Annotated in this window: 19 protein-coding genes and 3 pseudogenes; 6 read left to right on the forward strand and 16 right to left on the reverse strand. The window is 59.0% G+C overall.

What is annotated here, in order from left to right; genetic code table 11:
- Nucleotides 1–67 precede the first annotated feature (67 nt).
- The 5 genes from yjfF to ACSOSP_RS25230 all read right to left on the reverse strand — a co-directional run bounded on the left by yjfF (nt 68) and on the right by ACSOSP_RS25230 (nt 8,333).
- Nucleotides 68–1,162, reverse strand: coding sequence for a galactofuranose ABC transporter, permease protein YjfF (yjfF, locus tag ACSOSP_RS25210; protein WP_455313619.1), 1,095 nt, complete (start codon nt 1,160–1,162; stop codon nt 68–70).
- Entirely contained in the window at nt 1,159–2,196 is a 1,038-nt protein-coding gene (locus ACSOSP_RS25215) for an ABC transporter permease (RefSeq protein WP_455313620.1), read from the reverse strand. Before ACSOSP_RS25215 ends, yjfF begins: the two co-directional genes overlap by 4 nt.
- Complete coding sequence (locus tag ACSOSP_RS25220) at nt 2,193–3,707, reverse strand: sugar ABC transporter ATP-binding protein (protein ID WP_455313621.1); 1,515 nt, start codon at nt 3,705–3,707, stop codon at nt 2,193–2,195. The genes ACSOSP_RS25215 and ACSOSP_RS25220 overlap by 4 nt, the downstream gene beginning before the upstream one ends.
- A gap of 132 nt (nt 3,708–3,839) precedes the next feature.
- Nucleotides 3,840–4,808 carry an ABC transporter substrate-binding protein gene (locus ACSOSP_RS25225; RefSeq protein ID WP_455313622.1) on the reverse strand — a complete coding sequence of 323 codons (969 nt, stop codon included), beginning with the start codon at nt 4,806–4,808 and terminating at the stop codon, nt 3,840–3,842.
- Between the two features lie 240 nt (nt 4,809–5,048).
- On the reverse strand, nt 5,049–8,333 hold the full coding sequence (locus ACSOSP_RS25230) for an adenylate/guanylate cyclase domain-containing protein (protein ID WP_455313671.1): 3,285 nt from the start codon (nt 8,331–8,333) through the stop codon (nt 5,049–5,051).
- 283 nt (nt 8,334–8,616) lie between these two features.
- Between ACSOSP_RS25230 and ACSOSP_RS25235 the strand changes: the two genes are divergently transcribed.
- Nucleotides 8,617–10,848 (forward strand): SulP family inorganic anion transporter, encoded by a 2,232-nt coding sequence (locus tag ACSOSP_RS25235; RefSeq protein ID WP_455313623.1) that lies wholly within the window; start codon nt 8,617–8,619, stop codon nt 10,846–10,848.
- Between the two features lie 207 nt (nt 10,849–11,055).
- On the opposite strand, the gene ACSOSP_RS25240 is transcribed toward ACSOSP_RS25235, so the two are convergent.
- Together ACSOSP_RS25240 and ACSOSP_RS25245 are read right to left on the reverse strand one after the other, a co-directional pair.
- Nucleotides 11,056–12,561 carry a hypothetical protein gene (locus ACSOSP_RS25240; RefSeq protein WP_455313624.1) on the reverse strand — a complete coding sequence of 502 codons (1,506 nt, stop codon included), beginning with the start codon at nt 12,559–12,561 and terminating at the stop codon, nt 11,056–11,058.
- 22 nt (nt 12,562–12,583) lie between these two features.
- Entirely contained in the window at nt 12,584–13,402 is an 819-nt protein-coding gene (locus ACSOSP_RS25245; protein WP_455313625.1) for a peptidoglycan-binding protein, read from the reverse strand.
- 562 nt (nt 13,403–13,964) lie between these two features.
- Here ACSOSP_RS25245 and ACSOSP_RS25250 point away from each other — a divergent pair.
- The 3 genes from ACSOSP_RS25250 to ACSOSP_RS25260 all read left to right on the forward strand — a co-directional run bounded on the left by ACSOSP_RS25250 (nt 13,965) and on the right by ACSOSP_RS25260 (nt 18,547).
- Entirely contained in the window at nt 13,965–15,386 is a 1,422-nt protein-coding gene (locus ACSOSP_RS25250) for an HdeD family acid-resistance protein (RefSeq protein WP_455313626.1), read from the forward strand.
- 250 nt (nt 15,387–15,636) lie between these two features.
- On the forward strand, nt 15,637–17,046 hold the full coding sequence (locus ACSOSP_RS25255) for a DUF1254 domain-containing protein (protein WP_455313627.1): 1,410 nt from the start codon (nt 15,637–15,639) through the stop codon (nt 17,044–17,046).
- Nucleotides 17,047–17,077: 31 nt separating this feature from the next.
- Nucleotides 17,078–18,547, forward strand: coding sequence for a DUF1254 domain-containing protein (locus ACSOSP_RS25260; protein WP_455311060.1), 1,470 nt, complete (start codon nt 17,078–17,080; stop codon nt 18,545–18,547).
- Nucleotides 18,548–18,657: 110 nt separating this feature from the next.
- Here ACSOSP_RS25260 and ACSOSP_RS25265 read toward each other — a convergent pair.
- The 4 genes and pseudogenes from ACSOSP_RS25265 to ACSOSP_RS25280 form a co-directional block, all read right to left on the reverse strand.
- Nucleotides 18,658–18,813, reverse strand: a pseudogene (locus ACSOSP_RS25265) (hypothetical protein); the annotation flags it as partial.
- Nucleotides 18,814–18,832: 19 nt separating this feature from the next.
- Nucleotides 18,833–19,105 (reverse strand): hypothetical protein, encoded by a 273-nt coding sequence (locus tag ACSOSP_RS25270; RefSeq protein ID WP_455311062.1) that lies wholly within the window; start codon nt 19,103–19,105, stop codon nt 18,833–18,835.
- A 116-nt stretch (nt 19,106–19,221) separates the two neighbouring features.
- Nucleotides 19,222–20,220, reverse strand: a pseudogene (locus ACSOSP_RS25275) (methyl-accepting chemotaxis protein); the annotation flags it as partial.
- Between the two features lie 273 nt (nt 20,221–20,493).
- Nucleotides 20,494–21,003: pseudogene (locus tag ACSOSP_RS25280) on the reverse strand (MCP four helix bundle domain-containing protein); the annotation flags it as partial.
- On the opposite strand from ACSOSP_RS25280, the gene ACSOSP_RS25285 reads away from it, so the two are divergent.
- Nucleotides 21,002–21,157: a hypothetical protein gene (locus tag ACSOSP_RS25285; protein ID WP_455311063.1), complete on the forward strand. Its 156-nt coding sequence runs from the start codon at nt 21,002–21,004 to the stop codon at nt 21,155–21,157. The pseudogene ACSOSP_RS25280 and the gene ACSOSP_RS25285 overlap by 2 nt on opposite strands.
- Nucleotides 21,158–21,542: 385 nt before the next feature.
- Here ACSOSP_RS25285 and ACSOSP_RS25290 read toward each other — a convergent pair whose 3' ends face one another.
- The 3 genes from ACSOSP_RS25290 to ACSOSP_RS25300 form a co-directional block, all read right to left on the reverse strand.
- Nucleotides 21,543–22,346 carry a hypothetical protein gene (locus ACSOSP_RS25290; RefSeq protein ID WP_455311064.1) on the reverse strand — a complete coding sequence of 268 codons (804 nt, stop codon included), beginning with the start codon at nt 22,344–22,346 and terminating at the stop codon, nt 21,543–21,545.
- Nucleotides 22,339–22,947, reverse strand: coding sequence for an ankyrin repeat domain-containing protein (locus ACSOSP_RS25295; RefSeq protein WP_455311066.1), 609 nt, complete (start codon nt 22,945–22,947; stop codon nt 22,339–22,341). Before ACSOSP_RS25295 ends, ACSOSP_RS25290 begins: the two co-directional genes overlap by 8 nt.
- 120 nt (nt 22,948–23,067) lie before the next feature.
- Nucleotides 23,068–23,406: a hypothetical protein gene (locus ACSOSP_RS25300; protein WP_455311068.1), complete on the reverse strand. Its 339-nt coding sequence runs from the start codon at nt 23,404–23,406 to the stop codon at nt 23,068–23,070.
- A gap of 117 nt (nt 23,407–23,523) precedes the next feature.
- On the opposite strand from ACSOSP_RS25300, the gene ACSOSP_RS25305 reads away from it, so the two are divergent.
- Nucleotides 23,524–23,967, forward strand: a complete 444-nt coding sequence (locus tag ACSOSP_RS25305) for a cupin domain-containing protein (RefSeq protein ID WP_455311070.1) — start codon at nt 23,524–23,526, stop codon at nt 23,965–23,967.
- A gap of 270 nt (nt 23,968–24,237) precedes the next feature.
- Here ACSOSP_RS25305 and ACSOSP_RS25310 read toward each other — a convergent pair whose 3' ends face one another.
- Complete coding sequence (locus tag ACSOSP_RS25310) at nt 24,238–24,861, reverse strand: FMN-dependent NADH-azoreductase (protein ID WP_455311072.1); 624 nt, start codon at nt 24,859–24,861, stop codon at nt 24,238–24,240.
- Nucleotides 24,843–25,163 (reverse strand): hypothetical protein, encoded by a 321-nt coding sequence (locus ACSOSP_RS25315; RefSeq protein WP_455311074.1) that lies wholly within the window; start codon nt 25,161–25,163, stop codon nt 24,843–24,845. The genes ACSOSP_RS25310 and ACSOSP_RS25315 overlap by 19 nt, the downstream gene beginning before the upstream one ends.
- Nucleotides 25,164–25,193: the final 30 nt, after the last annotated feature.

A 25,193-nucleotide genomic window follows, 5' to 3' on the forward strand; every position in this document is an offset into this window, starting at 1 on the left:
TTACCGTTTACTTTTCGTTTGCTGATTCAAGACTTCATTCGTACTTTCGTGCGTCTCAAGCCGGTATTCAACTCCGCGACCCAAGCGCAACGGGATCGGCTTTGTTCGCGGCATCGTGTTGCCGTGCCGCCTCTCGCCGTTTTAGCTTCGACCCCGCTCGTTCACCCGATGCCGTCCCATCCGATTTGCGCCGCGCCGCATGCCGTTCGATCACACGCTGCAACAGGCAGAACGCGCACAGAAGCGCGCCTATCACGATGCGGGTCCACCACGAGCTCAGCGTGCCGTCGAACGTGATGAGCGTCTGGATGGTGCCGAGAATGCCGACGCCGAAGACCGACCCGATCACATAACCAACGCCACCCGTGAGCAAGGTTCCGCCAATGACCGTGGCGGCAATCGCATCGAGTTCCATACCCTGGCCTTGCAAGCCGTATCCCGACAGCACATACAGCGTGAACACCACGCCGCCCAGCGCCGAGCAGAAGCCGCTCAACGCGTAGACACCCACCTTCGTGCGCGCCACGGGCAGGCCCATCAGCAACGCGGAGCGTTCGTTGCCGCCGACCGCGTAGACGTTGCGCCCGAAACGCGTGAAGTGCGCGACGAAGATGGCGCCCAGAAGCGTCGCGATGGCGATCAGGCCGCCGGCCGTCAATGAAGCGCCGTGAATATCGATGTGAAAGCCCGACAGTGCATGGAAACTTGGATCGTTGATCGTGATCGACTGCGTGGTGATCAGGAAACACGCGCCGCGTGCGAGGAACATGCCCGCCAGCGTGACAATGAACGGCTGAAGTTTGAAGAAGTGGATCAGCGCGCCCATCGCTGCGCCGTACAACGCGCCGAGCACGAGCACGAGCGGCACGATGATCCATATCGGCCAATGCAGGTGCTCAGCGAATACGGCGCAGAGAATGGTCGTCAACGCGACGACCGATCCCACCGACAGGTCGATCCCGCCCGATACGATCACGAACGTCATGCCGATCGCGACGATCAGCAGGAAGGCGTTATCCACGAGCAGGCCGAGCAGCACTTGCAGCGAGAAAAATCCGGTGTACATCACGGAGCCGAAGCCGAACAACACGATGAACAACACGATGGTGACGACGATCGGCAGTGTGCGCGGATCGACCAGGCGGTCGAGGAAGTTCCTCATTTTGCGGCCTCTACAAGGGGCTTTTTCATGGCGTGGGGGAAGGCGCGTTTCAGTTGCCGCATGATGACCGCGCGGGCAGTGGCCGACTGGACCACGCTCACTACCAGCACGACCGCTGCCTTCACGACGAGCGTGGCTTCAGGCGGCACGCCGATGGAATACGTGGTGTAGGTCAGCGTCTGGATGATCAGGGCGCCGAGCACGGTGCCCGCGAGGCTGAACCTTCCGCCGAGCAGCGACGTGCCGCCGAGCGTGACCGCGAGGATGGCATCGAGTTCGAGCAACAGCCCGGCGTTGTTGCCGTCGGCGCTGCGCACGTTGGAGCTGATCAGAATACCGGCTATAGCCGCCGTCAGTCCGGAGAAGGTATAGACGCCGAACACGATTGCGCTCGAGCGCAAGCCGACCAGTTTCGTGGCCACCGGATTGATACCGATCGCACGGATGAACATGCCGAGCGCGGTGCGATTCATGAGCAGCGCGGTCGCTGCAATCGCACCAATCGCGACCCATACGGAACACGGTACGCGCGCCAGATAACCGCCGCCCACCAGGAGATATCCCGGTGCGCCGATCGGGATGATCTGGCCGCCCGTGAGCAACTGCGCGACGCCGCGCCCGGCCACCATCAGGATCAGCGTGGCGATGATCGGCTGCATGCCGACAAACGCCACCAGCACGCCATTCCACATGCCGGCGAGTATGCCTACAGCGAGCGCGGCGGCGAGGGCTTCAATGACCCGCGTAGGGTCGTCGGCCAGGATGCTGGCGGCTGCCGCGCCGGCGATTGCGACGACCGCGCCAACAGAAATATCGATACCGCGTGTCGCGATCACGAGCGTCATGCCGAGCGAGACGAGCACGAGCGGCGCGGCACGATTGAGGATATCGATAGGCGCGCCGAACCAGTGGCCGTCAAGCACGGTGACTGAGAGGAAGTGCGCGTTCTGGCTCAGGTCGAGCAGGATCAGCAGCACGAGCGTGAGGACCGGCCATACGAGGGCGTGTTGCAACACGGTTTTGATGCGGTTCATCGACTGCCTCCCGCAATGAGTCGATACACCGAGTCTTCCGACGCCGCGTGTCCCTCGACTTCCGCCACTTTACGCCGGTCGCGCAGCACCGCGATCCGATGGCTCACGCGCACGACCTCGCTCACCTCGGAAGAGATGAAGACAATAGCGAGTCCTTTCGCGCAGAGCGCCAGCACGCGATCCATGATTTCAAATTTGGCCGCGACGTCGATGCCGCGAGTGGGTTCATCGAGGATCAGCATCTTAGGTTCGGTCGCAAGCCAGCGCGCGAGGAGCACCTTCTGCTGGTTACCGCCCGACAGAAGTCCGATGGGCTGTTCGGCATCGGGCGCCTTGATGTCCAGCCGCTTGATATAGTCGTCCGCTATCTGGCGCTGTTTCGCCCGGCTAATGGCGCGCCACCAGCCGCGTTGCACTTGCAGCGCGAGAATGATGTTCTCCCGAATGGAAAGATCCGCGACGATGCCTTCCTTCTTCCGGTCCTCCGGGCAATACCCTATGCCGCGACGCACTGCATCGCGAGGAGAACGAAGCTTGACCAGTTTGCCGCCAATCGACATATCACCGGCGTCCGCCCGTTCCGCACCGAACAGGAGCCGGGCGGTTTCCGTGCGGCCGGAACCGAGCAGGCCGGCCAGCCCGAGGATCTGGCCAGGCTGTACGTCGATATCGACGGGATTCATCACGCCACGCCGGCCGATGCCGCGCATTTCGAAAAACGACGGCACGGCAGCTTTGGGCGCGGGCGGTTCATCGGCCGCGCGCTTCAAGCGCTCGGTCATCCGTTCGTGGCCCACCATCTTCGACACGAGCAGTTCCACCGGCAAATCGCGGGCCAGATATTCGCCTTCGCGCTCGCCGTTGCGCATGACCGTGATGCGGTCCGAGATCGCGTAGGTCTGTTCGAGAAAGTGGGTGACGAAGAGGATCGCCATGCCCGATTGCTTGAGTGTGCGCAGCACGTCGAAGAGCCGAGCGACTTCGCCGTCGTCAAGGCTTGAGGTCGGTTCATCGAGGATCAGCACGCGCGCATCCACCGAGACCGCGCGGGCGATGGCCACCATTTGCTGCACGGCGATGGGATACGTATCGAGTGACTTGGTCACGTCCAGGAAGACGTTCAGGTCGGCAAGCGCCGCTTCGGCCCGCGCATGAATGGTCTTCCAGTCGATCGCGCCACGCTTTTTCGGTTGCCGCCCGGCGAACACATTTTCAGCGACGGACAAGTTCGGGCACAGGTTCACTTCCTGATAAAGCGTCCTGATTCCGGCCGCTTCCGCATGGAGCGGCGTGGCGAAATCGACAGCTTCGCCGCCGAGCCTTATTTCGCCGGCATCGTGTGTATGAACGCCGGTGAGTACGTTGATGAGCGTCGATTTGCCGGCGCCGTTCTGGCCCATCAGCGTATGGATTTCACCGGGATACAAATTGAAGTCCACGTTCTGCAAAGCCTTGACGCCCGGGAACGACTTGGAGATGTCGATGGTTTCAAGAATGGGCGAGCCGGTCATGAACGAAGGCCGAAAAGGGGAGGTGAAAGGGCGCCGCGAGTCCGTTATATAAGCTTATGCAACGGACTCGCGTTTGGCGCGGATTGTCTCCGCGACCGTGACTGCAGCTTGGTACGCGGTTTAGTACGCAGCTTAGTACTTCCGCTGCGGCAGGACTTGCGCGGCCACGCTCATCGGGAAAATGGTTTCCTCGGTCACGATGCGCTTGGGCAAGGATTTGCCCGCCTTCACTTCCTTGACGGCCGTCATGAGCTGGGGCCCAAGCAACGGACTGCATTCCACGTCCACATTGATCTTGCCCGCGACCATCGCTTCGAAGCCGCCTTTCGTGGCGTCGAACGAGACCACGGTCACGTCCTTGCCGGGTTTGATGCCGGCTTCTTCCATCGCCTGGATTGCCCCGAGCGCCATGTCGTCGTTATGGGCGTAGACCACGTTGATCTGCTTGCCGTAGGTCTTGATGAACGCTTCCATGACCTGCTTGCCGCCGGCGAGCGTGAAGTCGCCGCTTTGCGAAGCGATCACCTTGAACTTCGGATCGTTCTTGATCACTTCGAGCAATCCGGCGCGACGATCGTTGGCAGGCGCTGAGCCGACCGTGCCCTGCAATTCGGCAATGTTGATCGGACCGGCGTCGTTCTTATAGTGGTCTTCGAGCCATTTGCCGCCACGACGGCCTTCTTCCAGGAAGTCCGAGCCGATCATGGTGACGTACAGCGAGGTGTCTTTAACGTCGATATTGCGGTCAGTCAGGATCACCGGAATATTGGCGTTTTTCGCTTCGATGAGTACCGGCTCCCAGCCGGATTCCACAACCGGGGAGAACGCGATCACATCGACTTTTTGCGCGATATACGAGCGGATCGCCTTGATCTGGTTTTCCTGCTTTTGCTGCGCGTCGGAGAATTTCAGGTTGATGCCGGCGTCTTTGGCTGCGCTTTTGACAGAAACGGTATTAGCGGTCCGCCAGGCGCTTTCCGCGCCGACCTGTGAGAAACCCAGGGTGATCTTGCTGTCATCGGCGTGGGCGGTCAGGCTTGCGCCCAGCAATAGTGCAGAACCAAGCAGCGCACCAATGGCTGCGCGTCGAGCATGTCTCATGGTTGTCTCCGATTTAGTTGTGTTTGTGTTCGGTACCGCCGCGCTTATGCATGCTTGTGCCTGCTTTTGCTTTTTCGCGCGGTCATTGATTCAGGACGTACCGGAATGAAGCGTAGCGCCGGGGTTCATGGCGGTCCAATCAGTTATTTGGCGTTTGCAATATCAGAATTGGTATGGCGGAGGGGGTTTCTGCTGGTCCCGGATGGCAGTGTTCGCGATGTTCCGGGGAAAACGCTGCAGCTACGCGGCAAGGAACGCGTTCACGGCAACCAGGTAACTCTTGAACCCGGCGTCCCGAAGTGCCGCGCCGACGCGCTCGAGTTCGCGCCGTGTGGCGTTGTCAGCGTTGCCTTGCAGGCAGAGGGCGAGCACACGGCCGCGCGCCGCGAATAGCTCCGCCCAAGGCAGCGGCTCGACGCGCGTATATTCCTCGAGGCCCGTCACATAGCGCAGCGCCCCGGACGCGTCGCCGGCCGAAAGCATCGCTTCGATGGCGTCGCGGTAGAACCACAGGTGATTGTGACCGACCGCGCCGAGACGCAGCAGCTCGGCACCCTTGGCCAGGAAACGCGCACGTTCGGCGTCGTCCTCGACCGCACGGCACAACGCGCCCACGGCCTTGGGAGCGCTGAACTGCATGCCGACCTCGCCACAGATCGCGAGCGCTTCATGCAGCACACCTACAGCTTCTTTCCGGCGGCCGCAATCAAGCAGCACGCGCGCCTGCATCTCCAGGTTTTGTGCCTCGAAGCGGCGCGCTCCCAGTTGCCGGATCAGCTGCATCTCCTGCTCGAGATGGACCTGGGCCGCCTGCACGTCGCCCAGTTCGACGCAGGCAAAGACACCTAGCGTCTCGCCCAGCATCTGCGCGCGTGGCTGTCCAACCAGCGTGGCCGCACGCACGGCGGCAACCGAGTCCTCACGCGCTTGCTGCGCTTCGTTAAGGTACATCCGGCTGAAACCCTGCATCGGACGATTCGCGACCTCGATGCGGCCTAGGCCATGTTCGCGACTCAAGGTAACGCAACGGCTGAAGTGTTCGAAAGCCGTCCGCATCCGGCCTTGCGCGTAGGCTGCGTCGGCAAGCCCGCCGAGAGCGCGCGCCTCCGCTTCGGGAAGGCCCAGGCGCCGCGCATACGAAAGCCCTTGCTCATGCTCGGCGCGGCAATCCTCGATCTTGCCAAGGGGAAAGAGGATGTTTCCACGCAGGTGGTGCAGGCGCGCGAGCTCAGACACCATGTCATCGCGTTCCGCCACTTTCCGGGCCGCTTCCAGCAGAACGAGGGCCTCAGCAAGACCTTCATTGACCCGTAAGCCCTCCGCGAGCCCGAGCTGCGAGCGGCATGCGCCCGCTTCGTCCGGCGCGGTGGCCAATGCCGCCCGGTACGTGTCAAGCGACGCCGCTATATCACCGAGGTCCCGTTGCAGTTCGCCCTTGAGGCACATGAGCGCGTGACGATCCGTGTCCTGCTTCGCGATGTCGAGGCCTCGTTCGATCAGGCGTACTGCCGCCTCGATAAAGTAGGCCGTGCGTTGCGCGACGGCCGCGTCAAGATATGCGCGCGGCGCGCGGTCATCGTCGGCGCGATCGAGATGCTGCGCGTACAGCACGGGGTCGCTAGCCGCGAACCACTCGGCGGCTCGCCGATGCAACTCGCGCCGCCGCGTTCGCAGCAACGTCGAATAAGCGCCTTCCTGGATCAACGCGTGCGCGAACAGGAGATCGTCGCCTTCCGGCAGCACAAGCGCATTCGCGACCAGCGCATCGCAGACGTAATCGGGCTCATCGATAAGCCGCCGCAACAACGCCACGTCGAAGCGCTGTCCGATCACCGCAGCCGCCTGAAATGCCTGTCGGTCGCGCAGGGTCAGCCGGTCCATGCGTGCCAGCACCAGGCTTTGGATCGAGGCGGGAACCGCCTCACCGCTGCCTTCTTCGGCGTTGCGCAGGAGCTGTTCGAGGAAGAGCGGATTGCCGCCCGCCCGCTCGATGCAGGTGAGCGCAACACGCTGGCTGGCGTCGATGAAATCTCCCGCCAGGCTCAACGCCTCGTCTCTTCGCAACGGCCCGAGATCGATCGTGGCGAACGGCGTACCGCGACAGCGCGTTCGCCAGGCGGCGTCGAGTGGATCGCCTTCCACGCGTGATGTCATCACCAGCAGGCCCGGGCCGTTGGCCAAGCCCGAGGCGAAGGCCGCTAGGTCGTCGAGCACCTGCGGGTCGGCCCAATGGATATCTTCGACGACAATCATGACCGGCCCAGTGCGGCACGCATGTTCAGTCAGCGTCGCGATGAGCGCCTGCTTGCCGCGTTTGCGCGCGGCGTGCGCCATTGCGTCATAGAGGGTCCGCCATTCACCGGATTGCGGCAGATCGAGGAGATCATTGAGGAACACGATCTGTTCAGGCTTGACGACGCCGGCCGAGACGACGCGCTCGACGGCGATGCCTGACTCGGCGCCACTTGCAGCGGCCGGCAGGCCGAGCAAACTGCCGATGACCGCGCGCACCGGATCCTGGCCTTTGCCGACCCCGAAATCCAGCACGAGGCCACGATGGATCTCAAACCCTTGCGCCTGCGCGACGCCGCGCATCTCATTGACCAGACGCGTCTTGCCGATGCCCGCATCGCCGCGAACATAGACGACATGGCCTGCCGGCCCGGCAAGACATGCGCGGACAATCCCGTGGAATTGTTCGAGTTCAGCCTTTCGTCCGATGAAACGACCGCGGCTGGCGGTCAATGGTTCGCCCGCCATGCTACGCAGCCGCCATACTCGGACCGGTGTATCGATGCCCTTGAAGCGCATGTCGCCGGCCGGGTCGCAGACTGCGTAGTCGCCGAGCGCGCGGCGCACGCCGTCGGAAATCAGCGTCTCACCGCTCTTCGCCGCTGCCACCAGCCGCGCGGCGAGATTGACCGGATCGCCGTGCACCGTGTAGTCCTGCGCGTTTGCACGTCCGAGCGCGCCTGCGACAACCTCGCCACTGGCAATTCCCACGTGTGCCTGCAACGGCCGCGATGCCTGCGCGTCAGGCTGAGCCAGCGCGTCGTGGATATCCAGCGCGGCACGCGCCGCGCGCAGCGTATCGGAGTCGTGCGCGCGCGGAGCGCCGAACAGCGCCATGACGGCATCGCCGATGTGTTTGTCGATCGTGCCGCCGTAAGCGAGCACGATGCCGTCCACGAGCGCGGTATAGCGGCCGATGACTTCGCGCAATTCTTCCGGATCGAGCGACTGCGACAGCGCGGTAAAGCCGCACAAATCAGCAAACAGAATGGTGACCTGTCTGCGCTCATCCGCTTGCACGTCGGCCACGGACGGCGTCGCTCCAGACCCCGCCGTGGCGAGTTCTGAAATAGACAAGAGCATGCGCTTGCGATGGCCAAGCGAATGGACTCCGAGCTCCTTCAGATCGGTATCGGTCAGGCGGGGCAACATCGCGAAGTCGACGTCGTTGTCGGCAAATGCGCTCGCGTATTGCTCAAGCCCCAACAGGCTCAGCCATCGTTCGATATCCATGACCGTCACCGAAAGCCGCTTTCCGCAGCGGCGTTCCTCGTTGGGCTGCAACGCGGCCCGGTTCTCCTCGCTGCTCAAGACATATCTGCGTGCCTGAGCAGAAATCAGACGAATCGATGCTGCGCGATTTATGTGCTGTTCTGACCGTTGCCCATGCATACACAGTGTAGGCGTCACGCGGCCGGATGCAGGCAATTTGACATGGCCGAAACCCGCGGCGGATACTGAGTTGCCCTGCCAGCGATGTTCAAAGCACGACCGCCTGCATTCGTCGGGGAGTACCGTGAAGCCAGACACCACCGGTTCAGCCTCCGACGTTCGTACCCGCTCCCACTTCTCCGGTCTGCTCGGCGACCTGACTGGCGGCGCGGTATCGACGCTCGTCATGCTCTGCTATGCAATGAGCCTCGGCACGATGATCTTCAGCGCCGATCTTGCCCGTTATGCCGAACTGGGCGTACCCACTGCGCTGGTCAGTTGCGTCGTGACCGCGCTGGTCATCGCGCTCATGAGTTCGATGCGCCTGAACATCGCGGGACCCGACAGTAACGCGACCGCTTTTCTTGCGGGTGTTGCGGCAGGCGTCGCCAGCAGTGTGCGAGCGGACGGCGGATCGACGCAGACCGTCCTGTTGACCGTGCTGATGGCCATCGCGCTGTGTTCAGTCGTGACGGGTACGATCCTTTACGCGATTGGTTCGTCAAGGCGCAGCCGCTCGTTGCAGTTCCTGCCTTTCCCGGTGGTGGGCGGATTCCTGGCCGGCACGGGCTACCTGTTGTTGTCGGGCGCGTTTCGCGTACTGACCGGCGAGCCTCTGCACTGGCGCACGCTGGTGTTTCTGACGCATCTGCACTGGCTCGCCTGGATGCCCGCCGTGCTGGTTGGGGTGCTCATCACGGTCCTGATGCGCAGCTGGAAACATGCTGCGGCGCTGCCGCTCGTCCTCATCTTCGGCGTCGCGCTTTTCTACTTCCTGCTGCACGTCGACGGCCTGTCGATCGATGACGCGCGCAAGATGGGACTGTTACTTCCTCATGCCCAATTGCGTTTGAGCCAGATTCCCGAATTGCATCTGCCGGGACCGCTCTTGCACGGCAACGTCGATTGGACGGCCATCGCTGCGCATCTGCCGGAGACGCTCGTGGTCACGTCGGCGTCGGCGATCACGATCCTGATGAACTCGACTGCGATCGGCGCGGCGACAGGCGAGGATATCGACCTGAATCGCGAGATGCGGGCTGCGGGCATCGCCAATGTTGCGAGCGGGATGCTGGGCGGCATGGTCGGCTATCAATCGTTCAACCGGTCGATGCTCAACTCGCGTGCGGGCGCGACAAGCCGGATGGCCGGCGTGTTCGCGTCCCTCGCATGCCTGTTTTTGCTGGTGGTCTCGCCGGACTTCGTTGCGCTGTTCCCCGTGCCCGTGCTGGTCGGGCTCCAGCTCTTCATGGGGCTACGCCTGTTGATCCAGTGGCTGGTCGGTGCATACCGGAAGCTCAACTGGTACGAATATCTCCTTGTTCCGATCATTCTCGGCATCATCGCGTTCTATGGTGTCGTTACTGGCGTGGTGGCGGGTGTCGTCGCCGCGTGCGTGATGTTCGCATTGCTCTATGGCCGCGTCAGTTGCGTGCGCATGGAATTCGATGCCAGTACACGTACATCGACTGTCGAGCGCAGCATTGAGGATACCCAACGACTTCGCGAACTCGGCACGCAGGTATGCGGGACGTGCCTGCAAGGCTTCCTGTTCTTCGGCACGGCCAATTCGATCCTGCAGCGCGTGCGCGAACGGCTCGCCACGCGCGCTCCCGTGCCGGTCCGTTTTGTGGTGCTCGACTTTGCCGCCACCAGCGGGATGGACGCGTCTGTATCGGTCAGTTTCGTCAAGCTCAGACAGCTTTGTGCGGCGATCGACGCAGATCTGGTATTGACGGGACTGCCGCCGCGCTCGCGTGAGCTGCTTGTGAAAGCCGGTACGCTCAATCTCCGGATACACGAGTTCACGACGTTGGATGCTGCTCTGGAATGGATCGAAGACACGCTGCTTGCGCCGGGTGTCCATGCCCCGTCTCAGGAGGAGGACAATTTTCGCGCAATGCTCGCGGCGCATTTCACGCCACGCTCGCTGGAAAGGCTATCTGCATGCATGGAGGTGCGCGATCTCAACGCCCGGCAGGCGCTGTTCCTGCGCGGCGAGCCGGGGGATGCCCTGTACATTGTCGAGCGCGGGCGCGTCGCCGTATCGCTCCTGCTTGCGGACGGACGAGCGGTCCGCCTGCGCTCGTTCGGGCCGGGTACGGTCGTGGGCGAAATGGCGGTGTACACGCAGAATCGGCGCAGCGCCGATGTGCTGGCCGAAGTGGCCACGCGTGTCAGGCGCCTGTCGCTCGAGACGCTGCTTGCACTCGAACAGGACGATCCCGTCACCGCGCAGCAGTTTCATCGCTTTCTCGTCAAGACGATTGCTTCACGGCTTGCGGTCGCGGATGAAGCACTGCGCGCAGCCTATTGACCCGCTACCGAATCTTGAATCGATGGAGCCGCTCCGGCGTCGAACAACAGGGCCAACGTAGTGAGCCGCTTCAGACTCGCTGATGACTGAACCAGCAACCGCCGCCCCGCCGCTTGCGCTTCAACGCTTACTCCATTGATGCCACGCGATCTACCTACTCCTATTTTGGCAAGTTGACCGGTGAATAAGATTGAATGACCGAACAAATCACTTCGTTTGCGCCGGCTTCTGGTCGAGGCTGAATATGCGCGTGATCATTGCGTCAATCATACGGAAAAATCCATCTGCGCCATAACCAGCCAGGAACGCTATTCCGGATGCCGAAAGAGTCAACACACCGGAACCGGCGCTTATTTGCGCTGCTACAGCCGACGGTGTAAAGAACAATCCGACCGCAAGCCCGGCAATGGCGCCAAGGATGATTCGAATGATTGCCAGTGTCTCGTCACGGGGTGACAGAATGCTCCCGGTTATTCGATTGCTGATATCGCGCAAGAACGAAGCAATCGTTCCGACCAGCCCGAACAACACGGGTAATACGTAACTTGCATACGCCGACAGGACCAAGGTGATCGACTGAACGTCTTCTTGCGTCGCGATGAATTTGCCAGCCTTGTCTTTCTCCAGCGTGGGCGACGTTGGAAACGGCATCGTCAGCCAGGAGGAGGGCCACTTGTTGGCGAACGTCGCGACATCGTTTATCGACTTTTCGTAACGCGCCTGATAGTACGACCATTGATTGCACAGCAGCCGGATCGGGTTGCTCTGTTCATCGACCTTGGATTTGCAGCGCGTGGGGACGCTATCGTGACTTTGCCGTTCCACAGGGAGTGGCGCATTTTCCTTGTCGACTAGCGCGTATATCTGACTGGTGACATCGGTCGTACTTTTTTGGTCCTCTTCGAAGCGGGAAGTTAGTTGAACTCCGTACACGACCAGCCACAAAAGGATTGCGGAAAATGCGGTGATTGCGGCCCCAACGCGCGCGACGCTTCTGTGGAAGCATCGGAAGCGCTTTGCACTCTGGACCAGCCCTGGATATGCCGCCTTCGCGACGGTGGCGCGAGTCCCTGTTGCGACGACGGGAGCAGCGTTTTGCCCGATCGACTGGCCGGCCTTTGATTGAAACGTTTGCGCTCTGCCGCGCCTTGATTGAGTCGTTTCCTCCAGGAACATGTATGTGTATGCGATCGTGAGTCCGTTAGCCGGATGAGCGATTGAATTCAACTTGTCCTTCACACAAAGCAGCAATGCGGAATTGTCCGCCCTTTCCGGCAGAGATTGATTTGTTTCGGGTGGATACCGCAGTGCACAGATTCGCCGGATCACCTCAATAGGCGGCAGTGTGGGCGTGTCATTACTCCCTCGGTCCGCATTGCCTTTGCGATCCGGACTATCTGCCCGGACTGGGTACTTGATGTCACCGATATCCCATATATGGACATCCTGCCGCCCGGAAATGAAATCCATAAGCAGGAAAGCTTCATTAAGGTCTCGCTCAAGTATCAGCTTTTCTGGAGGGAACTCGACCTCACTGGATGCATGGCGCTCAGGCTTAGGTGGTGGCGGAGCGTCTGTTGATTGCCCGGACGCCGGTTGTTCCCCTGTCGCGGACGGAGCCGCAGTTGCACCGGGGCCCGGAGAAGCAGGGTCGGGGAAGGGCGTTGATTCGGGCGACGGGGCCTGCCCTAGGTCGAGAGTGGGGGAACTCATGGTATTCACCTTTGGCACTGTTTTAAGTGCCGAGCGAATCGGGGATTAAAGCCGCTCCGCGCTGGTAGGCATCTGAGAAACGATCCAGCCCGTTTGAGCCGCCATTGACCAGTTGCCTTGCCGTCGCCATGTTCCCGGCGAGCAGGGCTTTCTTGATCGCCAGCTCCTTGTCCGCGAGGAACAGTGCAAGCAGATTCGCGGCGACGGCCGGGTCGCCAGCCAGGTCCGGCTTCGCGATCAGATCGACGGGCGGCTTGAGTTTCGGTCCGTACGTCGCGTAGTTTGAGCGCCCGGTGAGCTGGATGAATCCCCTGCCTTTGAACTGCGCGCCGTCGGGCGCCCCCTGATTCCCCAGATCCTTGCGATTGTCGTAAAGATCAAATGGATGGCCCGACGGCGACGTGTTGAAGCGGGACTGTCCTTCGCTGATCGGCTCGAAGCACTCCACTTCTGCCCGCACGGTGGAAAGCGCCATCAGGACCATGGGCTTGTCAGCCACCTGATTGGCGATAAGCGCCAAAAGCAAGGGCGGCAAATTGCCTTTGATATTTCCAATTGGCGTGACCGGAAACATCTGGCTCACGACCTCGACGGATACCGCGGGAATGGCCGAGGGCAACGCATCCGAATCCGCCATGCCTAAAGCGGTCAATGTTCGCGGTCCTGCAATTCCATCGGGAAGCATTCCTTCGCTTTTTTGGAAAGCGATTATTGCTGCGACGGTTCCCTGCCCGTACATGCCGTCGAGCGCGCCTGGATTGAAGCCATGTTGCGTAAGCGCCTGTTGCAATGTCTTGACGTCGGCGCCGTTATCGCCCTGTTGAAGCGTACCGTTTTGCATGGTTGTTCCTCCTTTTCACGGTCGTTGGGTCGACCGTCAATTCGTCGGATTCGGTTAAAGGACAATAGGTGAAACGCCGAGCTTCTCCAGAATAAGCGGATTCTTTTTGTGGGTTGGCGCACGTTCTCGGAATAAGTAATCGCTTCAACAGTTGAGGCATTAATAAGCGCCCACGGTCGAGACATAACTGCGTGATTGCCGTCGAAAAGGGCAACTTGAACGGTGAAATAAGAGCGACGATGGGTCAGGGAAGCCCGATTGAATTTCGCGGCCGCGGTCGCGCCAGTGGAGCGGAGGATGGTGCATTTGGCGAAAGTCGGTCTACGCCGAATTTCATTAGTTAACCCAACTCGGCCATTCGGTTGATAGAGATTGAACGGCGGTTTAACTGGGAAAAGCTCACCGCCGGAGTTCGTCGCTCCGCACTGCGAGTGACCACCACGGGTATATAACCCATCAAATCCAAGTCACGCGAAAGCATGTGAATCGCGCCGCGCTTGGAACCGCGCTGCTATATTGAAGTGATACGCGCCGCTCGGTGCCGCAGCCCCGGAGGTCCTTCATGGTTCGGCTGGTCATGATCCTTCTCGGCGTCGACTATCTGCGCGCGCGCTGGAAGGCGCTGATGGTGGCGGGATGGTTCAGCGTCGCGCTGGGCGTCGAAGTGTTCATCGACATGATGGACGGCTCGCTCTACTTTCCGCTCAAGCCGTTCGCTTTCCTGTTGCTTCTGGAAGGCCTCTCGACGCTGGCCGTCGCGTGGACCGGCATGGGCGGCCAGCGCACGCTGCGCTATGTGAAGGGTTCGGCCTTCACGCTGGCCGCCGCATTGATCCTGATCGGCACGCTGCACGCCAACTTTATCCTCGCGATGATCTTCGGCACGCTGTTCTTCGCCGACGGCGTACTTCAGATCATTTCCGCCAGAATCGTGCGGTTCCGGCGCTGGCGTCTTGCCATCGCGGGCGGCGTGTTCGAGATGGTGGTGGCGTTCATCTTCTACTTGCCCTATCCCGTGCGGTATGCGGGGACGATTCCATACTGTGTGTCGCTCGGCCTGCTGTTCGGCGGCTGGAACATGATCCTGCTCGCCATGCGCGTGCGCCGGATGCGATACAACCCCGGGGTGACCGATTTCGTGCCGACACCTGCCGTTGCGTCCGAAACGGAACTGGCCAGTCCCGCTTCGGGCGTAACGGAATGGGACGGCCCGCCATCGGACGACGAACGCGCCCTCACCATTCACGTGTGGACGCCGGCCGCCACCACCAAGGCCGAGGCGCAGCCACGTGTGATCGTGAACCGGTATATCGCGGCCGTTGACCGGAACGGCGCGATATCCACCGGCCACGCGGCGCTGGAGTCGCCCGAAGGCATATACATCAGCCTGTATCCGGGCACGGAAATCGACCGATCGCCCGAGGAGTTCGCGCGCTTGCTGCGGGCGACGCGGGAAAATGACATTCCGGGTGTCTTCCAGCCGGACTACCGGACCGAGGCCAATGCGTGGTGCGAGTCGACCGTCAAGGTGCGTATCCGCAACTACGATCCGGAACGCCTGCAACGGTTTTGGGACGCGTATCGACAGGACACGACCTATAACCTGACGTATCGCAATTGCTCGAGCACGGTGGCGCGTGCGCTTGAGGCGGCGATTGAAGGTGCGTCGGCGCGGGTGTGGGCAAAGTCCGGCGGCTGGAAACCGCTGGTGCGGGTAATGTCGACGCCCGAATTGTGGGTGGCAGCTCAGGTGCGAAAACGCGCGGCAACGATGGCGTGGACGCCGGGGCTGACGCTTGATTACGCCCGTGCGCTCAGCATGCTCGCCGATCCGAGGCCGCTCGGCTGGGTCAAGATGGCGCGGCTCGCGCTCAGGACGATGTATCGCTCACGTCGCCGCTGGCATGCCGAGGAGGCTGAACAGGCGAGCGCATTGGCGCTTGGCGAGACGCCGGTGCAAGACGCCACGCGGACAGAAGCCTGAATGGCGGCGTAGTTCTTAGAGCCGCGGTTGCGGTGCGGCTGCTGATCGTAAAAATAAAAAGAGGAAAGAATGTGCCTTTGGTTTTGACTACTACGTATGGCCGTCAAAACCGCTGGTGCATAGCATTTACGATCGAACAGAAGCCAGACGCCAGAAAAATCTGGTATTGGTCGGGTATTGCGCCGGATTGAGCGGTGCCGTTTCCTGACAGCCAGATGGGGGGTGCGTTATGAAAAGAATCGGCGCAGCAATGTTCAGCGCTCTTCTATTGCTGTCGGCCATAGCGCTGGTCCAAGTGGCGTCGGCCGCCGTGTCCACAAGCAAATGGTCCCCGGCCGACCTTGCCGGGCGCACCATTGAACGTCGCTCCGTCGAGGCCGTGTTCTGGGGCATGCCCGCCGTCAACTTTGAGCTGATGCTTCAGGCGTTCCAGAAGCTGAACGGCACGTCTAACCAGGTTGCGTACTGGTCCCGGCCACTGAACTGGAAAAATCAGACGCTCACGCCGAACCCGGACACCATCTACCTCATGCCTTTCTATGACGTGCGCAACGGCCCAATGGTGCTGGAGATCCCGCCGGCAGAAGATGGATCGATTACCGGAAGCATTGACGATAGCTGGCAGAACGCGCTCGAAGACGTTGGCCCGGCGGGCGCGGATAAAGGGAGCGGTGGCAAGTATCTGATTGTGCCGCCTGACTTCAAGGATGCGATTCCGGAAGGGTATACGCCGGTCCGGTCGGACACGTATCGAGGTTATGCACTCCTGCGGTCCAATCTCAAGTCGGGTAGCGAGGCCGACATCGCCAAGGCGGTCGAGTACGGAAGGCGGATCAGGTTCTATCCGCTAAACGGCGGTACCGGCCAGACGACGTTCGTTGATGCCTACGGTCAGATGTTCGACGCCACCATTCCTTACGACACGCGCTACTTCGATGCCCTCAACCGCTTTGTGCAGGCAGAGCCGTGGCTGACGCGCGATAAGGTCATGATTGGCATGCTCAGTTCGATTGGAATCCAGCAGGGCAAGCCGTTTGCACCCGATGCAAAGACGCAGCGGATTTTCGACTCTGCCGCGCGAGAAGCGCAAGCGTCGCTCGGCGCGCAATACGAAAAGGTCTTCGTTCCTCCGTTCAATGAAGGCACGCATTGGGCGTTGCCTGCCTCACCTGAAGTTGCCGAAGGGATGCAAACCCTCTTCGCCAAACCGGACCGTTACCCCATCGACGACCGTGCCGTGACCTATTCGATGGCGTACTTCAGCGCGAAGCAGATCGGCACTGGCCAGTTCTACCTGATGACGATCAAGGACAAGGACGGCAAGCGGCTCGACGGACAGAAGACTTATCGGCTGAACGTGCCGGCGAATGCTCCGGTAAAGCTTTATTGGTCCGCCACCGTCTATGACGGCGTCACGCATACGCTGATCCGCAATTCGCGCTGGTCGAGCCGCTCGTCCAATACACCTGGGCTTCAGAAAAACCCGGATGGCTCGGTAGATGTCTATTTCGGGCCGGCCGCACCTGACGGCAAGCAAAGCAACTGGATTCCTACCAGCCCGCGTGGTCGCTTCGAAGTGCTGTTCCGTCTCTATGGCCCCGAAAAGCCATTTTTCGACAAGACATGGAAGCTGCCGGATATCGAGGCGCACAGACCATGACCGATGTCTCCCGGATTGCTATCGACAAGGAATGAACACCATGCTGAAACATGGCCGCATCGCCGTGGCGATAGTCCTCGCATTCACGGGCAATTCGATTGTTCTGGCGCAACAGGTTCCTACTCCTCGGCTGGCGTCGGAAGTGCCGGGCACGCCGCCGGGAACAGTGATGACAAAGGAATACGCGGCCGCTGTGGGGCGCGTCGCTTATATCTGGGGTTGGCCGCTCGTCAATAACCTCAACCGGTCGCTGGGCACGAAGGATTTGCCCGAGCCGGGAAGAATTGGCGGTGTCGTGCCGGCTTCGCCGCCTAATCAAATCTCGATGCTGACGGACTACATCGACGCAGCGGAAAACTATGTAACCTGTCCCAACCAGGACACGGTCTACGGTGGCGGATATATGCGGCTCGACGTTACGCCGGTTGTGGTTCAGGTACCGGATTTCGGCGGACGCTTCTACACCTATCAAATGACGGATGGGCGGACTGATTCATTCGCCAGTATTGGAAAACAGCATCACACCAAACCGGGTTTCTATCTGCTGGTCGGCCCGCATTGGAAAGGCGCGAAGCCCGCTGGCATCAACGCGGTCTACCGGTCGCCGACCGATCTTGTCGCCGTGTTCCCCAGGGTCTTTCAGGACGACACGCCCGAGGACAAGGCTGCGATCCAGCCGTTGCTGAAGCAGATCATGGTTTATCCGCTGAGCCAGTTCACCGGAAAGATGCAGACCAAGAACTGGAAGGACACGCCATCCTTCCCCTCGCCCAATGCGGGCGGCGCGGGCGAGGTCAAGTGGGTCGTGCCCGAAAAATTCTTCGATGAATTGCCAGGTGTGATGAAAATGATTCCGCCTCTGCCTGGCGAAGAAGCGCTTTACGGCATGATCGATTCGGTGCTGGCGGCTGCATCGAAAGACCCTCAGCTGAAGGCTGCGCTCACCCAGGCCGCCGCTGTGACAGAGACTGAGGTCATCGCGCCGCTCTTCGAATTTCACAACAACGGCCGGCCGGTGGGTCAAGGCTGGACGTCACCCCCGAACGGCGCGCGTTGGGGAACGGACTATCTTTCGCGGACAGCCACCGCAAAGTCAAACATGTACGATAACGCGCCCGAGGAAACGCGCTACATCTATACGGACTTCGACTCTGGCGGTCAGCGCTTGAGCGGCGCGAATCGCTACACCGTGACGTTCCCCAAAGGGCAACTTCCTCCGGTCAATGGCTTCTGGTCTTTAACGCTTTACAACAGCGCGCATCTTTTCGAGGCGAACCGGTTGAATCGCTTCTCACTCGGCACCAAGAGCAAAACGCTCAAATACAACCCGGACGGCTCGCTCACGCTTTATTTCCAGAACGATTCACCCGGCGCGGACAAGGAGACGAATTGGGTGCCGACGCCGAAGGACGCATTCTCGCTTTACATCCGCGCGTACTGGCCTAAACGAGCGATTCTCGATGGATCGTGGTCTCCGCCGCCGGTAACGCGCGCGCAGTAGACGATTGCTTCCCATTGCAAGGTCGAGCGGACTTGTCGAACCACTCGCTCGACAAAGCCATGAACGGCAGTTGTGCCGGGCACAACCGTCGCTCGAAGTTGGCCGACGAATCATCGCCCGTCTTGTGCGGTCGAAACCGGTGCCAAGCATCGCCCCTTGGGTGCAAGCTTCAGCAAGTGTGCGTCGAGCCTGCCGGCATTGATCGACAGCGCGCTTGCTGCATCTTCGTTAGCATGGCCTTTCTTATATTTGATACCTGAACCGCAAGGGCAAGGATCGTTGCGTTTACCGAAGTGCTTTCAGGTAACGGTTGACCTCAGACAAGAGAGCCGAGTGGTATTTCTCCGGTAACGGCCTGTCGTCACTCAGCGACATCAAATAGTCGACTCTGCTTCTGAACGACTCGTCGATATCTGACCGCATCGCGTCTGGAAGGTGCGTCAACACGGAAACCAGCAATTCACCCATGACCGCAAGGCGCGCGCCTTGTTGGACCACGCTCATACCGTTTGTCGTCGACAGGGTCACGAGCGAATCGAGCAACGTGTCGTCGCTCATGTTTTCAGATCGAGTGGCCGGGACTGGCGGCGATTGCGGCGGCGAAACCCGTCGGGCCCCGACGTCCAAGTCGCCATTCTGCATTTTGAAGATTCCGAACATGATGTGATATGTGATTAGAACGCTTCCCAGTCCGCTTTCACTATATCTATTGCTGCTATGGCGGGTTTGGCCGCAATCGTGGCTGGGGCGACCCTCGGTTTGGCAGACTCTGCGCGACGTGTGCTGGGAGTCCTGGAAGCAGGCAGGCGGGCCCTGCCTGGCGGAATCGCCATGAGTGACGTAGATTGCCCCGTATCGGCAACCCTGAACACGGAAACGGCGTCCTTCAGCCTGGTTGCCTGTTCTTCAAGTGACTGAGCTGCTGCCGCAGCCTGCTCAACGAGCGCAGCGTTCTGTTGCGTGACTTCGTCCATCTGCCCGACGGCCTGATTCACCTGCTCGATGCCGCGGCTTTGCTCGTCCGACGCTGCAGCGATCTCACCGACGATATCGGAGACCTGCTTGATTGCCTGCTTGACTTGTCCCATGGTCGCGCCGACTTCAGCCGCCTGTTTCGAGCCGTCCTGAATCATCGCAACCGACGAGCCGATCAGTTCCTTGATCTCCTTGGCGGCGGTGGCGGAACGCTGGGCCAGATTACGCACCTCGCTGGCGACCACGGCGAATCCGCGTCCTTGCTCGCCTGCGCGAGCCGCTTCGACCGCTGCGTTCAGCGCCAGAATGTTGGTCTGGAAGGCGATGCCTTCAATGACGCCAGTGATTTCTGAAATCTTGCTGGAGCTGCCACTGATTTTAGCGATGGTCCCAACCATACTCAGAACGGCTTCGTTCCCTGCATCGACTACATCGGTTGCAGCCGTTGCCAGCGTGTTTGCCTGACGCGCATTGTCAGCGTTCTGTTTAACGGTCTCGGTCAACTGGGTCATGCTGGCGGCCGTTTCTTCAAGGGACGCAGCCTGTTCTTCCGTGCGAGCGGAAAGATCCATGTTGCCTGCGGAAATCTGTTTCGCAGCAGTGCTAACCGAATCCGTGGATGCATGAACCGATCCAATGACTTCGGAAATGCGCGCGATGAGACTATTGAACGCCGATCCCGTCTGACCGATCTCGTCCGGACGCGTCACATGTGCTCTACGTGTTATGTCGAGTGTGCTGTTCGCGTAGACAAGCGTGTCGCGGATCTGCCCCAACTCGTTGGCTACGCCGCGCGCCATGAGAAGACCGATCAACACCGAGAGACCGGAAACGAAGGCAATCATTGCGCTACTGACATACAAGGTAGAAGTCGCAGCGCCTCGCTGCTGGTCAAAACTCGCCTTCGCGGTATCCGACAGAGATTTTTTCATGTCGGAGAGGATGGAATACACCTGGGTCGCATTATCCTTGACTTCGAGACGATTGACTTCTGCGCCGCCTTTTATGTCGCCTGCCTCAATACGCTCGATTTGATGCTGCATCCCCGATCGCAGCTTGTGATATGCATCCGACAAATTCTTCACCGCGGACTGTCTTTCTCCGATCGTGCTGGAGGCTAACGAATCGAGCAATTTGTCGACTGTATTGAAGCGTTCGGCATTCTCCTGTTTCCAGGTCGCGATCGATTGTGGATCGCCGATCGCAATCATGCGCAGGATGTTCACGTCCGCGCGCGTGAGCAGACCGTCGATCTCTCCTACTGTGGAGATGCTTCCTACAGTGCCCCTATACATCGCTTCCAGAGCGGAGTTTGCACTGTGTATTTGAAGGAGAAGAGCAACGCATAAGCCGGTGAATATCACGCATGTCGCAGCGATAAGAGCAATAAGTCTTTGTTTTACGGTGAAGTTCATTGTGCCTTTTTGACTGAAGCGGTTTTTAATTTCCAGATCGAATGTCCATCTGGAATCGGAATACATGCAACGCCGCAAGTCGCAGCGCGTCGGATTGTTCGGTTTTCACGTATTGTTTGACCAGGTTGCGCACATCATCTTTTCCGAAAAAGCCTTTGATGCTCTGAAACGGAGCGCTCACGGCCTGATCAGGGCCGGATCAGATTTACTTACAGATTGACGACAACGATGGAAGGTTTCTGAAGGGCGATTTATGTAGGCATTTCCTGAATTTATCGTAGGGATTTGGGGGGATTTGGAGCCTGGTCAGTGAGATGCGCAACGACGAGGTATCTCGATCGCTCGGATTGTCAGAGATGAGAGGTCGGCGGTTTCAGTTTCCTGGCGCTGATGCGGTTCAGCGCGTTGCTCTCTCCGATATGGCGACAGGTCTTTTTGGCCAGCACGCTCGTGCCACGTTTTGTGATTTTCTTCTTTGTCTTACCTCTTCGGCGGTCCCCTTCACGACTTGGAAAAGGTCACCTCCGGAGTTCGGCGCTCCACACGCCGAGTGACCACAGCGGGTATAGGCCACAAAATACCAAGTCACGCTGGCAATCCAATATTCAAATTTTCAGAGCATTTTCGCCCGAATAAGTCATATAGATGCCCTCGCGTTCTTTTACCCACTCGCGCTTCGGCCAGCAAATTATTATAATAATTGGTGTGATTATGCAAAACAAAATAGATAGACTCATCGAAAACAGGCCATTGTTTTCAAGCAAGACTCGCGCACCGGAATACGCGAATAAAAGAAATGAGAACAGGATTAGAAAAAAACATTTCATGGGCATGTTGTCCACGCGCGTGCGCAGATACAACTCAACGATCGTACGCGAAAAGAAGTGCCATGCGGCGATCGACAACAAGACGCATCCAACGACAAAAATAAACCACTGGGATATGCCCCACGCAAACTCTATGTGCCCGATATCGCCATGCCGGCTAATCGATCGAAGCGCGGCGTAGCTTATCAACTCCGATAAGTTTGAAACGTTGACCCAGAAAATAAAATAAAACAAATAAGGTCGGTTTTTTATTGAATTTAAACGCATCAGATATAAGGACAAGAAATACAGAAGCAGGGTCGCTATGAACGGGCCTGCGAACGCAATCATTCCCATTGCAAATTTGTCGCCGAACAGATATATCAGGAAATAATTGACATGCTCATCGATTCCATCAACAAACAGCACATTTTGCCAATTGAATTTACCATAAGCGATATCGAACGGACTTAGTTTATATCCGAAGATCCATGCGGCTACCGCGTGCGCATACTCATGCGGAAAAACTGAGACCCAAAGCGAAAGAATGAAAAAAATCGGCGTCAATATAATGAGGATGATGGATTTTTTTGCGTTAGCCATTTGCACCGCCCTTGTCGCAATTGAGTTGTTCCAGTTTTTTATTACGACTTATGGCCCGCGATGTTTCCAGGACCCCGCGCCATTGCTCTGCTGTTTGGAGCGCGGTCAGCTGATTTTTGTCTCTGCTGCACGGGTCCGCTCCGTATGACAGCAACAATATGATCGTATCCTGATTATCCGACCCCGCAGCGGCCATCAGCGGCGTAATGCCATCGTGGGTGGCCCGATTTACTTGAGCGCCGTGCTCGTGCAAATTTTTGACAATCGAATTATTGCCAACCGTTGCGGAAATAATTAACGGTGTTATGCCTCTGTCATCCTCTGTATTTGCACTTGCCCCATGGTTCAACAAATACGCCACCACTTCAGGGTGTTCGTTCGCTATTGCATAAGACAAGGCATCCAGTCCTCTGCCATCCTTTGCGCTAATATCGACACCCTGTTGCATCAAATGTTGAATTTCAGGTAGATCACCTTGCTCGGAGGCTAACGAGAGCGCGGTTTTCTCCGGGGTTTTCACGCATGCGGATAGCACAAATAAGTTAAGTATTACAAACAAAACGAATCGTTTTCTTATTGTCTGCCCAGATAAAAGTGTCATGTTTTTTATCCTTTTCGACAGAGAAATTTAGCCGGAGCTGCCGGAAGCGCTATTTCGCTGCGCAGATTCAAGAATAGGAATATCTGGTGAATTTTGGAAACATTATTGAATTTGAAATGCTTATTTGTTGACGAGCTTTGCGCTCCAAGCTTGTGGTGGTCCCATGCGGATCGCGGGTGGCAATCGTATGACTGCCGGCAAGCGGAGGCAGTCGCACGAAGCGCCGCCAGCGGCAGGTCGGTGAGTTGAAGTACAGGGGCTCAAAGCCGTTAAGATATGCAGCCGCGCGCTTTGTATCCCAACTTCCGGCGCTTCGTAGACCTGCTTAACGTCGAAGGCGAGATACAGGCTGGCGGCAAAATCGAAGTGCTGATCGGCCTTGATCGTAACGAAGTAATTGACCTTTTTTGCCCCAGACAACTTACTCCAGCGTTCGCCCGCAGCGATACATTCGGTCATCGGGACGCACGGGACATGGCCAACAAACGACGACCGTTTTCTGACAGTACGCGGGTGTATTCTGCCGTCGTATGCTCGCAATTTCACCGACGTCGGCGCTCATTGTCTGGAGAAGCGATGAACACTAGCACACACGAACCTAAGACCCTTACCTGCCAACTGGTGCAAGCTGGCCCAGAGTTCGAGGGGAAGCAAGGGCTGACCTACGCTGTGGGTATCTCAGCCCAGAGTGCGGGATCGCAGCATATGCATCTTCAACTTGCCACAATTCCGCCGGGTGCCCGTGCCAAAGCCCATCTTCATGCGGAACATGAGACGGCCATCTATCAGCTGAGCGGCATCTCGGGATGCTGGTATGGCGAACGATTGGAGCACCATGCGACGGTTCGGGCCGGAGATTTCTTCTACATTCCCGCGGGGGTGCCGCATGTTCCGTACAACGCGAGCGCGGATGAGCCTTGCATCGCGGTGATCGCCCGAACGGACGCCAACGAACAGGAAAGCGTCACGATGCGGCCGGATCTTGATGCCTTACCCGACTGGTCGCGCGTTACGCCTTGACCGCTTATTTGCGATGCGTGCAACGGAGCCGTCGCACGATGCCGCATCGCCAGGTCATCGCTGATCAGAGCAGACAAGCATCTGGAACTGCATGTGCCATTCGAAGGGTAGCGACCCATTTCGACCCTTATGTGCGTTCGATACCAGGGGCCACGAGGACCGCTTTCGCGGTCCAACGATCATTCCGGCCTTCTGGTCCATTTCAAATCAGCAATCGCGTTCGTCGAATGAGGACGCGCGGATGGATGGAAGGAAAACTGCAATCCCTGCCTACAAACCGCGAGCAAGCTCGCGTGCTTTTTCACTGGCCTCATTGCGGGATGCATGGTCCTGCTCGGGGCCTGCCAACGTTTTTTCGACACTGATCACACGTACGTCGGTGATTCCTACCATACGCGACCACATGGTCAGATAGGTGGTCTGAAAGTCAAACTGCTCCGGTGGAAAATCCGCTCCAAGCTGAACGCCGCGCGCCGCGATCGTGACGACTGTCCTTCCGCCAAGCAGTCCGTTCAATCCTCTTTCGTCGAATGTAAACAGCACGTCCTTCTGCGATATGACATCGATCAGATGCTTGAGGCGATACGGGATGCCGAAATTCCACATGGGTACGCTGAAGAGAATGACGTTTGCCTGCCGGAACCGTTCGGCAAGCGTTGTGACGGCGCGCCACGCGTCGGCCTGCGCAGGATCGAGCGGCCGGCCCTCGATGCCCGCGTATTTTGCTTCGAGCACCGGACCGTCGAAAACGGGCAGCTCGATTTCCCAGACATTCAGTTCGTCGACTGTCCCGTCGGGATGTCGCGCCTTCCAGGCTTCAGTGAAAGTGTTAGCGACCTGCCGAGAGGCTGAGCGCCCTGTGCGTGGCGAACCAATCACGTGAAGAAGATGCATAAATCCTCGCAAAAGCCAAGTTGGATAAGGGGCGATTTCCGCCGCGAAGTCATGTCAGCATCGGCGTCAAGTCGGGTCGCCTTTTGCAATTGCCCGCTGATATCCGGCCCGTCCGCAGATGCGCTGAAGATACTCCAGTATGTTCGGATGTGCCGCGAGATCAACAGGAAGAAGCAGGAAGAAGCAGGACGAAGCAGGCGCATCGTGGTCAGCGCGAAGACGCTCATGATGCCGGCCGGGGTGAACGTGCTTCCAGCGAGATAGTCGTTCTGTGCAAGCCGCGCTTCGATCAGCGCGGACACCTTTTGATAGCTGATATTACTTTCAAAGAT

It is taken from the genome of Caballeronia sp. KNU42 (assembly GCF_053760385.1).